The organism is Candidatus Babeliaceae bacterium, from assembly GCA_041660765.1.
Lineage (GTDB): Bacteria > Babelota > Babeliae > Babelales > Babelaceae > JBAZVR01.
Map to the genome: position 1 here is coordinate 513,687 of JBAZVR010000001.1, position 13,530 is coordinate 527,216.

15 protein-coding genes are annotated in these 13,530 nt (G+C 36.5%); all 15 read right to left on the bottom strand.

The window, feature by feature from the left end; all coding sequences use genetic code 11:
* Window positions 1-4: 4 nt before the first annotated feature.
* Window positions 5-787: a hypothetical protein gene (locus WC707_02840; protein MFA6066093.1), complete on the bottom strand. Its 783-nt coding sequence runs from the start codon at window positions 785-787 to the stop codon at window positions 5-7.
* Between the two features lie 108 nt (window positions 788-895).
* Window positions 896-1,804 (bottom strand): NADP-dependent phosphogluconate dehydrogenase, encoded by a 909-nt coding sequence (locus WC707_02845; protein MFA6066094.1) that lies wholly within the window; start codon window positions 1,802-1,804, stop codon window positions 896-898.
* On the bottom strand, window positions 1,801-3,165 hold the full coding sequence (gene zwf, locus WC707_02850) for a glucose-6-phosphate dehydrogenase (protein ID MFA6066095.1): 1,365 nt from the start codon (window positions 3,163-3,165) through the stop codon (window positions 1,801-1,803). The genes WC707_02845 and zwf overlap by 4 nt, the downstream gene beginning before the upstream one ends.
* A 68-nt stretch (window positions 3,166-3,233) precedes the next feature.
* On the bottom strand, window positions 3,234-3,923 hold the full coding sequence (locus tag WC707_02855; GenBank protein MFA6066096.1) for a hypothetical protein: 690 nt from the start codon (window positions 3,921-3,923) through the stop codon (window positions 3,234-3,236).
* An 82-nt stretch (window positions 3,924-4,005) separates the two neighbouring features.
* On the bottom strand, window positions 4,006-4,329 hold the full coding sequence (locus tag WC707_02860; protein MFA6066097.1) for a hypothetical protein: 324 nt from the start codon (window positions 4,327-4,329) through the stop codon (window positions 4,006-4,008).
* Between the two features lie 16 nt (window positions 4,330-4,345).
* A complete protein-coding gene (locus tag WC707_02865; protein MFA6066098.1) occupies window positions 4,346-5,134 on the bottom strand; it encodes an ABC transporter permease in 789 nt (262 codons plus the stop codon).
* Between the two features lie 5 nt (window positions 5,135-5,139).
* On the bottom strand, window positions 5,140-6,057 hold the full coding sequence (locus WC707_02870) for an ABC transporter ATP-binding protein (GenBank protein MFA6066099.1): 918 nt from the start codon (window positions 6,055-6,057) through the stop codon (window positions 5,140-5,142).
* An 85-nt stretch (window positions 6,058-6,142) separates the two neighbouring features.
* Window positions 6,143-6,697 carry a hypothetical protein gene (locus WC707_02875; GenBank protein ID MFA6066100.1) on the bottom strand — a complete coding sequence of 185 codons (555 nt, stop codon included), beginning with the start codon at window positions 6,695-6,697 and terminating at the stop codon, window positions 6,143-6,145.
* Window positions 6,698-7,270, bottom strand: coding sequence for a hypothetical protein (locus WC707_02880; protein MFA6066101.1), 573 nt, complete (start codon window positions 7,268-7,270; stop codon window positions 6,698-6,700).
* Window positions 7,271-7,351: 81 nt separating this feature from the next.
* A complete protein-coding gene (locus tag WC707_02885; GenBank protein ID MFA6066102.1) occupies window positions 7,352-8,473 on the bottom strand; it encodes a hypothetical protein in 1,122 nt (373 codons plus the stop codon).
* A complete protein-coding gene (locus tag WC707_02890; protein MFA6066103.1) occupies window positions 8,470-9,612 on the bottom strand; it encodes a WD40 repeat domain-containing protein in 1,143 nt (380 codons plus the stop codon). The genes WC707_02885 and WC707_02890 overlap by 4 nt, the downstream gene beginning before the upstream one ends.
* A 16-nt stretch (window positions 9,613-9,628) precedes the next feature.
* Window positions 9,629-11,077, bottom strand: coding sequence for an Asp-tRNA(Asn)/Glu-tRNA(Gln) amidotransferase subunit GatA (gatA, locus tag WC707_02895; GenBank protein ID MFA6066104.1), 1,449 nt, complete (start codon window positions 11,075-11,077; stop codon window positions 9,629-9,631).
* Window positions 11,078-11,092: 15 nt separating this feature from the next.
* Window positions 11,093-11,377, bottom strand: a complete 285-nt coding sequence (locus tag WC707_02900) for an Asp-tRNA(Asn)/Glu-tRNA(Gln) amidotransferase subunit GatC (protein ID MFA6066105.1) — start codon at window positions 11,375-11,377, stop codon at window positions 11,093-11,095.
* Window positions 11,313-12,761, bottom strand: a complete 1,449-nt coding sequence (locus tag WC707_02905; protein ID MFA6066106.1) for an MATE family efflux transporter — start codon at window positions 12,759-12,761, stop codon at window positions 11,313-11,315. Before WC707_02905 ends, WC707_02900 begins: the two co-directional genes overlap by 65 nt.
* Window positions 12,762-12,843: 82 nt before the next feature.
* Complete coding sequence (locus WC707_02910; protein MFA6066107.1) at window positions 12,844-13,455, bottom strand: RsmG family class I SAM-dependent methyltransferase; 612 nt, start codon at window positions 13,453-13,455, stop codon at window positions 12,844-12,846.
* Between the last annotated feature and the right edge of the window lie 75 nt (window positions 13,456-13,530).

Here is a 13,530-nt window from a genome sequence, read left to right on the forward strand (position 1 = left end):
ACCACTAAAAATCCATAGCAACTCGTACACCACAAGAACCAAGATCATGAACAATGTCGCATGAAAATCGACTATCCATAAATGATTGAGTAACGCGTAAAGCGGAAACGCCATAAATAATACCCAATCCAGCACCTGCAATAAGTTGCGAAGTAAAATGACGATTAGCTGATGCAAAATTAACAAAAATGCCTCCAGCAAAAATCCCTAAAGGAATCCCCCACGATAATCCCATAGATAAACCGAACAAAGTTGCAGCATATGCGGCTTCCATCATATGTCCTGAAGGGCATCCGCCATACGCCTTTTTAGAAGGGTCAAAATATTGATTTCTTGGTCGCAAGCAAGCATTTGTTTTAAATAATTTAAGAACTTTTTTACCAACCCATGTAAGCGGTAAAGAAATTGCAAACACTTGTGCTGTTGTTTGTAATTTCTTATTACAAGGATAAAAACTCAATGCAGAAAGCGCTATAAGCTCTACGGTTAATCCATGATTAGCGCAATGATAACACCATCGCGGCAATTGCTTTACATTATAATGATGTCGCGGACAATAAAAACAACGGTGCACTTTTTTATCAACAACCCGCCCAATAATATACGGTGGTGCAAGCGCCGCCATAATTTTAAGCGTGTCTTTAGTAAAAATATCAATCGTAAAATCAAGCATCGTTGAGGGTATTTTTTGCAAAGGCATGCAGATGGAAGGCTCCGAGCCCTCAAGCAAAAAACAATACATTACACAAAATGTCCAAAAATAAAGCAGTTTTTTACGTACGTCCATACCCCTGCCCCCTATAGTTCCCCCCTAGAGCATACTTAATTACGCAAAATAGATGCAATATTTGAATATTATTTTTAATAATTTTAGAATAATATTTCTAGATTTTTATTAATTAAAAAAAGCGTGACCACCAAATACATGTCTCATGAGAGCAATCAATTTAGTGGCAAAAGAGCCACCTGTTTTTAGTGAATCTTCTCGAATTTTAACCGCCTGCGCAATAAGAGAAGCTGCAATGTGCCGTTCTTGCGCTTCTTCGACAGTCCATTTTCCGGTACCATGTTGACCAACCTTACCTGAAACAGATATAAGATATTGATCTTTGTTAAGCTCTTGAGATATAAGCGATAGAAGATATGAACGAATAAGAGCCCCATGCATCCACGCGTCACTAATGTGAGCGATATCAAGATTATTATAATAACCATTGCGCAAAATATCGAAGCCTTCGCCATAGGCCTGCAAAAGAGCGTATTCTATCCCATTATGTACCATCTTTACATAATGACCAGCGCCCGATGGACCGCAATATACATAGCCATCTTGAGCAGCTAGTGCTGCAAAAATAGGCAGACAATACGTAAAACTATCTAATTGACCACCAACCATAAGAGAAAAGCCTTCTTCGCATCCTAATTGGCCGCCAGAAACACCACAATCTACAAATTGTATACGTTGTTTCTGCAAGTACTCGTATCTTCTTATAGAATCTTTATAGTGGCTATTGCCACCATCAATAATAATAGTATTATGCAACCCAAGAGCTATAACCTGTCCCACTATTACATCAACCGCTTCTCCGGCAGGGAGCATTAACCAGATTATATCTACGTTATTTTTAATCATCTCTTCAAATGAAATTACCTGTTTAAAATGCTTCACAAATTCAGGTATTTCGACACGTGTGGGAGCAATATCATAACCAACAACATCATAACCCGCACGTAACAAACGTGTTGATAAAAGCTTCCCCATCGTACCCAACCCGACCATACCAATGCGTGATATTTTTTTCATATATGATCTTTCATCATGTCATAGGCAGCTACAGGGCCTAGAGAACCCTTTTTATATGTGTGTAGGGGCAATTGCATTCGCTTAACTTCATCGATAATATTCCATTGATATTCGATTTCATTAAAACTCACCGTGCTAGAACGATCTCCCCGTAATACCTTATCAAGTAAAAGCTCATAAGCTTGCGGCGTATACGGGCCAAATAAGCACGTATAACAAAATTCTAAAGGAACGCGTACCGTCTCATCATTTATACCAGGCTTTTTCGCATTAACTGTTAACACAAAACCTTCATCAGGAAAAATACGAATAGTAAGAACATTAGGCATACACAACTGGTTACTATTAAATAAACAGGCATGTTGTTCTTTGAAAAATATATTAATCTCGGTTTCTTTACGCGTAAGGCACTTGCCGGTGACAAGATACACAGGAACTTTTTGCCAAATACTGGTATCTATCACTATCTTAAGCGCCGCAAACGTTTCTGTTGTTGAATGCGCGTGTACATCTTGCTCATCCAAATACCCGTCATATTGACCTATAACCGCCTGCACCACACGCATATTTTGTAATATTTTCGTTTTATACGCATGCAATGTTGCACTATCAAGATTTTCAGGTTTTTCCATAGTGATAAGCGCAGCAAGCTGTAATAAATGATTTTGCATAACATCTTTTAATGCACCGTATCGATCATAATACTTACCACGATGTTCAATCGAAGCGGACTCATTAAGTGTTACTACAATACGATGTATATAATTATTATTCCACAATGGCTCAAAAATAGCATTTGCAGAACGCAAAACAAGAATATTATTCACTAATTCTCGTGTTAAATAATGATCGATATAATAAATTTGCTCTGCACTCAAAAAAGCCGTTATACCGTCATTTATTGCCCGGGCGGACACTACATCCCATCCCAATGGTTTTTCAAAAACAACCCGATGCAATATATTTTTTGAGCAAATTAAACGAGCATGAACACTGTTTTTAACAATAGAACAAAAAAGATCTGAAGGCGTGGCGCAATACACAACTCTTTGTTGATCGCAACCAAAAATATGTTCACACTGATCAACAAATTGAGATAACTGCGCGTACGTATCACTACTTGCAATATCACACTGATAATAGAAAAAACTTCTTACAAGTTCATCAAATGTTACTTGATGAAGCTCTTTTATATAAGCTCGAGCGTGAGACAAAATTTCTATTGCTGTGGTTTTTTGATCAGCAACGCCAATAATCAATAATTTTTTCTTTTTTTTAATAAGTTCATATACTGCAGGCAATAAGAGCCTCACTGACAAATCGCCCGTTACACCAAAAACAATAATAGTTTGAACAGCCATAAGCATCTTTCTGATAAAGATATACTTATGAAACCTATCAATAGGTTACCTCTTTTTACAAGAATTTATTAAGAACGCCGGTGCCGGTTATCTACATGAAGAGGCATTTCATTATTTTCTACAGAATGATCGTAAAAATCACGTAAATCCTGCGCTAATTCTGGATACGCCTTCTCAATAGTCATTACTTTACGACAATAACGAACATCGATCATTTTTCGCTTCCGTTCGTCTATAAGATGCCAATTATTATCACCACCATCTAAGACACCACGACAAAAAGCCTGTGTTAAAACAGCGGATCGCAATTCGTGATTAGCATAAGCTTTTTTATTTTTTTTCAAATAATCCCTCACCCAATAAATACCAGGCCCTCGTATATTCGCAGCAATATATAGACTAACATGAGGCTGATTATCAAAAAATTTTTGAGCCAATATATCGATCATATTGATCAAAAATTTTGATTGCGACATGCCAAATTTTTGCTCCATAAGTACTTGCGCAATTACATTATGCTTTTTGCTAGTCGCACCAAAATGCATAATATCTGTACATATATCAATTTTTTTTGGCGTACCACTTTGTGATGGAACATCTCCCACAAAATATGTTTTACCATTCTTATTATCTACCGAAATTTGCAATAAATTCCCTGCAATAAGATAGATAATTTCTGATGGCAATGCATCAAAATCGCTCATACCAAATAAACAGTTTCCAGAAAAACAACAGACTATGATTAGTTTTCTTATCACAACAACCATCCTTTAATTAAAATTATTTCACAATTATTTAAATGGTACTTATGTTTTGATACTAAACAAAAAACATCAGTTGTCAATTATTATGGCAACCTTTTATATCATTATACAACTGTTGCAATTCTGTAAATATTTTTTTTGAGCGATCATCCTTCATGCGCTTCAGGCACCAATTACCATCAACACGCGACTCTATAACATGATACACTTCTATCCCTTTTTTCATGCGCCATAATCCGGCCTGCAAGCGAGACGTATTATCGAAATAAAGATTATAGATACAATAATTTTCACGATCAGTTACCTGAGCAATAGAAACCGGCTTACGCTGATTCATACAAAAGACGCTCGCTGTATGACCACTACATAACAGAAAAAAAATATTTAACATTACTTTCATGATAAACCTCTACTTTTTAATCAACAAGACGCGCTAAACCCTTTGCTCTACTTTTTTCAAACATATATCTGAAAAAATACAATGCCGCTACAAGATAGATACTATTCAATATCATTGCCTGTGCAAAAAAAGTCCATACTATTGTCCCATCAATGACAAAAACCCTTAACATCTTGAACGTATATGCCATAGGCAAGCACAAGGCAATTTTTTGCATAATCATGGGCAAAATATCAAGGCTATACGTAACGCCACTCAATGGCATAAATAAAAATCCCATCATATATACAAGCGTCTGTATGCGTGCGCCATAATACACTAAAATAGCAGCCGCCAAAAATCCCATCGCAAGACCAGAAGCAAACAAAGAAATAATGAGTGGTACAAGCACCCACCCCAAATTAAAAAGTACAAATGAATTCACCAACCACGCGAAACAACCAACATAACCCACCACAAAAATTGTCATGACAAATGCCAAAACTACACTTGATGACATCCATTCTGCCAAGGTAACAGGACTTGCAAACAAATTATTCATATTGTGCGACCAAATTTCTTCCAGCATACTGCCAGAAATTTCTAAATTAACTCTCACAATAATTTGCCACAAAACTATACCGGCAATAACGACCGTTTCGAGCTCAGCTGTCATGACGCCAATATTTTTTAACCATACTGATGTAAAGCCAAATATGACAAGATCTATAAGCGGCCAATAAAATATATTACTCAATTTTCCAAAGTCTCGTGGAATCTGCATTAAATGCCGCAATACAATAGCGCTGATACGATACCATTCCATAATAACTAAACCTTTTTAACAATATGTAAAAAATAATCTTCTAATGTCGGCTTTTCTATCGCAATATGTTCATAGGCGATACCATTATGAGCCAAATGCATTAACAACTGAGCAATCTTGTGCTCATCAACAAAGATTTCAACAATGGTATCAGTAATAATATGCGCCCAATTATTTTCTTGCATAGTAGCCACGACTCGCTGCATATCACCAGCAATAATCAATCGAACTCGTGCTTGAGAAATCGTTGATGCAAGCTTTTCTGGTGTATCCTGTGCAATAATAGCGCCATTTTTTAGCACAAGCACTCGGTCGCACATTTCTGTCACCTCATCCATATTATGAGAGGTTAATAAAACAGAAATGCCATGTTCTTTTTGCTGTTCTAGAATAAATTTTCTTACATCAATTGCAATATCGGGGTCTAATGCAGCCGTTGGCTCATCAAGTAACACTATTTTAGGCTGGGTTACAAAAGCCTTGACCAACATAACGCGCGTTATTTGCCCCGCAGATAATGCACCCATTTCACGATGCCGAATATCCCACATACCAAACAACGTTAACAATTTTTTGCAGCCATCATATCGCTGTGCATAAGACAGCCCATATAATCTTCCATAAATATCAAGATTTTCCCATATGGTTAAACGAGGTGGCAATTTAACATACGTACTCGCATAAGAAACATACTTTAAAATTTCTGATCTATGCATAAAAAAATCTTTACCAAAATAAAAAATACGACCACTTGTTGGCGTAAGCGTACTCAGCAACATAGTAATAATAGTAGTCTTGCCGGCGCCATTGGGCCCTAATAAACCTAATATCTCGCCTGATTTTATATCAAACGAGATATTATTCACCGCTATAAACCCGTCGGCATATTTTTTTGTCAAACCCTGCACTGTCAATAAACTCATAGTATTCCCTAAAAAACAACAAAAAAAATGCCACGATAAATTTTATCATGGCACTACAATATAGACAAATTAACCATCAAAAAGCTTACGCAATCAAAGCTGGACCTGCTGGCGTAAGTCCCAGCAATATCACAGGAAGATTTGCCAACAAGTACCCTCCTGCAGGAATAGATGCAATACCACCTATTATTTCAAATGCTAGCTGAGTTTTCCTAAGCGCTTTGCTCGCCGAATTATATACATGAATAGCGTGCGGACTATCATATATAACACTGGATTGGATATCTGACCATTCGATATCAGGATTAACCCCGGCAACAAGTTTTACCCCATCAGAACCAACTTCAGAAAAAGTAAGTAGATATATACCACGAAATCCTGTATTAAAATCGTCATCCTTATCTGGATACAGCGTCATCGACTTTTTAACTTTATACAAATTCAATAATTCTGCACCAGGAATACCCTGTTTATACTTCAGCACCAACTGCTTAATTTTCTCTTTGGCTTCGTCATTAAGCGTATCCTCTCTCAATTCAACCTTAATAACACCCTTAGAGTTATTTTTTATATTTAACTTTGCCGACTCAAGTAAATGTGTGCAACAACACATTATTATGAGCAGAATAACATGTATCATTTAAAGCTTTTTACGCACTGCAAGGTCCAACATAACACCCGGCAAAGCAACAGGAAAGACGGCTCCGCCTATGATTTCCAGCGCAACACCGGCTTTTCTCAAAGCTTTGGTCGCCGAATTATATACCTTAATAGACGTCGGACTATTATATATAACGCTTGACTGAACATCAGACCATTCAATATCAGGGTTAATGCCGGCAACAAGCTTTACTACAGGGGTATCAATTTTTTCACCCCTGGCAATTTTATTGATTCTATCCGTATCAACTTCAGAAAAAGTAAGTAAATATATACCACGAAATCCTGTATTAAAATCGTCATCCTTACCTGGATACAGCGTCATCGACTGTTTAACTTTATACAAACTCAATAATTCCTCACTAGGAATCCCTCTTGTATACGCCAGCACCAACTGCTTAATTTTCTCTTTTGCTTCGTCATTAAGCGTATCCTCTCTCAATTCAACCTTAATGACACCCTTGGAGTTATTTTTTATATTTAACTTTGCCGACTCAAGTAGGCTTGCCCATAGACTAAACCCGATTAACAATAACAAAATCTTCTTATTCATACACTTCTCCACGATTATACAGTTACTACCTATAATTAATATTAATTTATATCTGCAATAAAAGTCAATAAAAAGACGGGGCTAGCTATTATCTTTGGTGAGCAATGCCTGTAGTTTTTCATACAGTTCAAAATATTTTAAATGTATGGTAAATAAAGTACACCCAAACGCATTTTTAGCAATTAATGACGCATTATCATACGCCCATGATAATTGGTGTATCTCAAAAATTGCTTCTTCACAAAAATTTTTTATGACAACAATGGTTTGCATCTTTTCTATATCAACTATATATAGGTTACAACCTTCATCGTTTGTACCATATGCTACATATTTGCTACAAGGAGAAAATGCCGCATACCTAATTTTTTTTTCAGACTCAATTACAGCAAAAGATTTTAAAAGATCTTGCTTAATACTATAAAGAGCAAGCCCATTTTTAGTAGCGCAAGCAATAAGATTTTTTTTATCACTGACAAAAAACTCCATATCAATATTCAAAGAAAATGAACGTTTTTTTCCATCGTTATCAATAACAATCAAACAATTATCTGTCCAACTGGCAAAAGAACGTTCTATAAAACCAATCCCACCAGCTAAAGAAACAATATTATCCATAAAATAACTACCTTCTGCGTGTTTATGCAGCATATTAGTTATGGATGAATCTATATTATACTTTTCAACCATTGCAGGATTCATAAAAAAGCAATCGCGTCCATTAATCATAGTTGCTTTACAATGCTTGTCATATTTAAAAATACGATTTCCACTATGACGATCTATAACATGACCCATGACGCCTGAACCGTCAACATACGTCACATATCTATTATCACTTGATACACAACTTTCCGGTATACTATAGTTATCGTCATAAATAATCTTTGGATAATGATGTGAATTTTTAACATAACAACATTTTCTACTAATCGGCAATTGAAATTGCTCGCATTGTATATATCCCAACATTGCGATTGATAATTTTTCGATAATATGCGCAGGTAGGACCTTAAGCTCATCTAGATAATTTTGAGTTTCTGCACTATGCACATTAAGAACATTATCATTGACTAACTCAAGATCACCTATTATGTTATGCGCCACGGCAGCTATAGATACATCAAAAAGAGATTTCGGTTGAAAACTGCCACATTCAACTATGTGTATTGTCGCTAATAAAAAGCATGTTAGTATCATCATTTTACCATCAACGCCAGCATTTTTTTATACAATTTTAAATCTATGGTAAAAATCTTTCTTAGCCCATCTTCAACAATTAATGATGCATTATCATTCGCCCATGATAACCGAACTATAGGAAAAGTATTTTTTTTACAGACTGTTATAACAGCAATAGTTTGCTTACTTTTTATATCAACAATATATACATTACCATCAGTCTTATCTGTACCATATGCTACATAGTTGCTACAGGGCGAAAAAGTAATTGATGCAATACTTTTATTCGGCACAATAGTTGCCACAGGCTGCAAAAGATCTTGTGTAAGCTTATAAACAGAAAGCACACCATTGGCAACCAAGGCAATGAGATTTTTCTTATCACTTATAAATAAATCATCATCAACAGCTACATGAAATGCTTTCGCACTTCCATCTTTATCGACAATAATCAAACTATTATTATTTGTATAATAGTGAAAAGAACGCTCTATAATGCCAATCCCATCGCCTACAGAAATAATTTTATCTCTAAAAAAACTAGTTTTTGCCTGCTCATATACGGTATTACGTATGCGTGAGTCTATATTATACTTTTCAACAGTTTTAAAATTCATAAAAAAGCAATCGTGGCCATTAATCATAACTGCTTTACAAGCGTCGTACGTAAAAATATAATCTCCGCTCATCAGATCTATCACATAACCTTTATCGCAATTACCCCGAAAAATAAAGTACTTATGATCATTCGACATACAACCATCATAGATAGTATGAGCTTTTAGCGCACTTATTATTTTATCATTTTTAATTTTTATATCATAAGCAGAAATACTTTTACTGTAGAGATCTCTAAATAAATCATCACAAACAAGCGCCTTGTTATCGAGAGTTATTACACGGCAAAGCTCTTTGGGCGACAATTGTCCCAACGCTGCAATTGATAATTTTCTGATAATATCTGCAGGTAATATCTTGAGCCCATCTATATATTCTTGAGCTTCTGTACTATCCAGATCAAGAACATTATTATTAGCTCGCTCAAGATCTCTTATTATTTTTTGTGTCGCAGGACGCAAACACATATCAACAAGAGATTTCGGTTGAAAACTGCCACAATTAACTATATTTACTGACAATACCAGTACAATAAAACGCATTCCAAACCCCTGAAAATTATTCAGCAAACTGTTCTGGATATTTGGTATGCCATGACGCGCTTTGTTCGTAAGCATGAGCAGTCTGATATATCAAACTTTCAGAAAAATCTGGGCCGATCAATTGAAACCCTAATGGCATATTATTAATAAATCCACAGGGCAACGATATAGCTGGCATGCCAACAAGATTCACCGGTGCGGTAAAATAATCCTGAAGATCCATTTGTAACCTATTTTCATTAAAAGCTCCAAACTTAAATGCCGTAGTAGGAGTTGTTGGCGCAAAGAGAAGATCAACATTCTTAAATGCTTCAACAAATTCTGCCCGCATAATACACTGCACTTTTTTGGCACTTTGGTAATATTGATCAGCATGACCTGCCGATAACACATAGTTGCCAATAAAAATTCGTCGTTTTACCTCGGAGCCAAAACCTTGCTGGCGCGTCAACGCATACACATCAGAAAGAGAATCCGCTTCAGGCGAACGATACCCATAGCGCACCCCATCAAATCGAGATAAATTTGAAGCGGCTTCAGCCCTACTCAACATAAAATACACCGCCGCACCATAATCCATAGTCGGTAATGACAGATGTACTATCTCAGCACCAAGCTGTTCAAACTGCTTGAGCGTATTATTAAAAAGAATAAGAGCTTCCGGATCTATACCCTCTGCATTAAGTGCGTTATCAATAACGCCAATTTTTAGATTTTTTTTAAGAGCTCCCGTTAACATACCAGTACGATATATATCAACAGGATCTTTATGCGACGTTGCGTCTAATGAATCATGTCCCGCTATAGCGGAAAGAACAATCGCATTGTCCTCAACCGTTCGCGTCATAACACCAATTTGGTCAATCGAAGAACAATACGCCACAAGCCCATATCGTGAGAGTAACCCGTATGTAGGTTTCATACCCACAATACCACAAAATGCCGCTGGCTGACGAACAGACCCACCTGTTTCTGACCCCAATGCCCACGGAATAAGCCCCGCAGCAACTGCAGCGGCAGAACCGCCACTCGAACCACCGGGGACACAATCAGAATTCCATGGATTAACCGTTTTTTTGAAAGCTGATGTTTCGGTTGAGCTGCCCATTGCAAACTCATCCATATTAGCACGCCCCATTAATACAGCGCCGTGCTCTTTAAGTTTTTTAACAACCGTAGCATCATAAGGAGCAACAAAATTTTCCAAAATTTTAGACGCACAGGTCAACTTTCTACCCTGCTGACAAATATTATCTTTGATCAAGCCCGGCACCCCCGACAAAATACTATCAGTATGTATCGTTGGCATTACTGTTTCTTTATCAAAAAGCTCCAATGCCGACCCAACTTTGCTATCATATTTTTCAAATCGAGCATAGAAAAAATCTCTCAACTCTATAAAAGAAATTTCTTTTTTTACCAATTTTTCATGTAATGTCTTTAAAGGTGAAAATGCGAGTTTCATAAAAAAAGCGTCCTATTATTTAATAATTTTTGGAACTACGAAAAAATTTTCTTCAGAGAGGGGAGCCTGTTCAATCAAAACATGCGATTCATAAGCCACGACACTATCAGGTCGAGTAACATTTTTAGTTTTGTTATCAAGTGCACATTCTCCATACGAGTGCGCAATTGCTTGCAAGCCTGAAGCATATGTTAACACTGAATCGAGATCATGAATTAGTTGACCCACTTCAGCATCAGACAGATTTATTTGTGATGTCTGTGCTAATTTTAAAATTTCTTCCCTTGTAATTTTTGACATGCCCTATTCCAGATTCTTTGATATGTAACTGATATTTCCATGCTTGTCCGCTCAGTCGATAATAATAAATAATGCTCATGATCCCATTATTAAGGTAAAATGATCCATAAATAAGAACAAACTTAAGCATTCCATGTAACGGCAGAAGAGAAATTGCGTATGAAACAGGAAAGAAAAACCCCAAACACACAACAAGCCTAACTACCATTACCGTCTTTACATCACCCGCACCGCGCAATGCGGCGGACAGAATTAATTGTAGCAAATCGCAAAAAACAAGTACACTCACCAGAGGAAAGGCTTGTGATGCAAAGGCAGTAAATACGCCTTTTTTATCAAAACATTGTATAACGCACGATGGCCACAGGCAAAAGATAAGCATAATCGCAAACATCATAAGAATAGAGATAATTATTATTTTTTTTATATTGGCGATAATACCCTGCCAATTTTTCTTACTATAATCATTGCTTACCAAAAACGTGATAATTTGAGCACACGCAATAGCAGGAACAAATGCTAACTGCTCCATATCTTTTATAACAGTAAAACTTGCCAAAATCATCTTTCCCATAGGCGCTATCAACATCGCTAACCATATTTTTGCCGCTGCTAACGTAGCCTTATCAATAATAACCGGCCAACTGAGATATATAATATTCACAGCCAATGCCATATCGAGCGATTCATATAGGCCTATACTATATTTTCTCATATCTTTATCCCAAACGATATACGCCACTGCAGAACACAGCATAACCGCATACTGAATAATAGAAGCACAGGCTGATCCCTGTAATTTCATTTCAGGAAATCCCCAAGCTCCAAAGATCAAAACATAATCAAAAAAAATAAATATGCCGCTCCCAAACAAGAAAAGCATCATAGGAACACGCGTATTCTTAATGCCACGCATAAACCCGATAAGAGCAAAATACATAAATGCAAAAAAGATACTGACCGCACGAAGCCTCAAAAAGGATGCTCCATGACGCATGATTTTTTCAGGAACATTATACAACCCATATATCTGGTATGCCGAAAAATAAATAACCAACGATATACAAGCACCCAAAAAAAAAGTAACCCATAATGCCGTGATGACAGTCCGGCCCACTGCACGATAATCCTGTAATCCATTATAATGACCTGAGATAACTAAGGTCCCAACAGAAAGCCCCTCTGCTATCTTGATGATAAAATGCATCAGCGTACTCGTTATTCCCTGTGTCGCATACAAAGAGGTCGACTGTAAATGAGCAATAAATGTTGCATCAATAAAATTAAGGAGAGAAGAAAACAATAATGCTGTTACAAATTCAGGAATAAAATAACGTAAAAGCGTACTATAGGATTCACCAAAAGATATCCGATCATTATTCATAAACCACGCAACTTCCGTTAATTTTTAAAAATAACATGCAAACAGCTTATCCTATAGTAATTTATTTACAATAGTTAAAGCATTACTTGTTTATAAAAAAAATAAACTTTCTATGTTTATTTTTTATCGTATATGATACTTCTTTTTCAAAAAAAGGCTTCTCCACGGGCCCCAATTCATAATGAGTAGACGCCCAATACGCCAATCGAGCATTTTTGTATACGCATGACGGTTTAAACATTCTTACCAATTCATCCGGATGCAATGATGCTCGAGAACAAAACAATTGTGCATCATAGTGAGTTTTTCTCAAAAAAGTACGCCAGTCATCCATAGATGTTTCACACTTATCAAGCGACAAGCTCGCAATAACATCCTGCAAAAAGCCAATCTTTTTCTGAGAAACTTCGATCAAAACGAGCGACAGATGCGGATATTTAATTTTCAAGGGAATTCCAGGAAATCCAGCACCCGTTCCAACATCAACAATCGTGTGTAATGCGTGCATATCAATTGCGCTACCAATCATCAAAGAATCGGTAAAATGGTACGCAATAACCGAGGAAAGTTCTGTTATTGCGGTAATATTAAAAAGCTCATGGACGGACATAATCTTTTCATAATATATTTTGAATTGATTAAGTTGTTCGTGCGATAAATTATGTGCTTGACGAAAACTTTCCCATATAGACATAGCGCCCCTTCTCGAGCATTCTAAGGTTCATTTTTTTTGAATTATAGCTCTCTCAATAGTATATATGTTAAAATG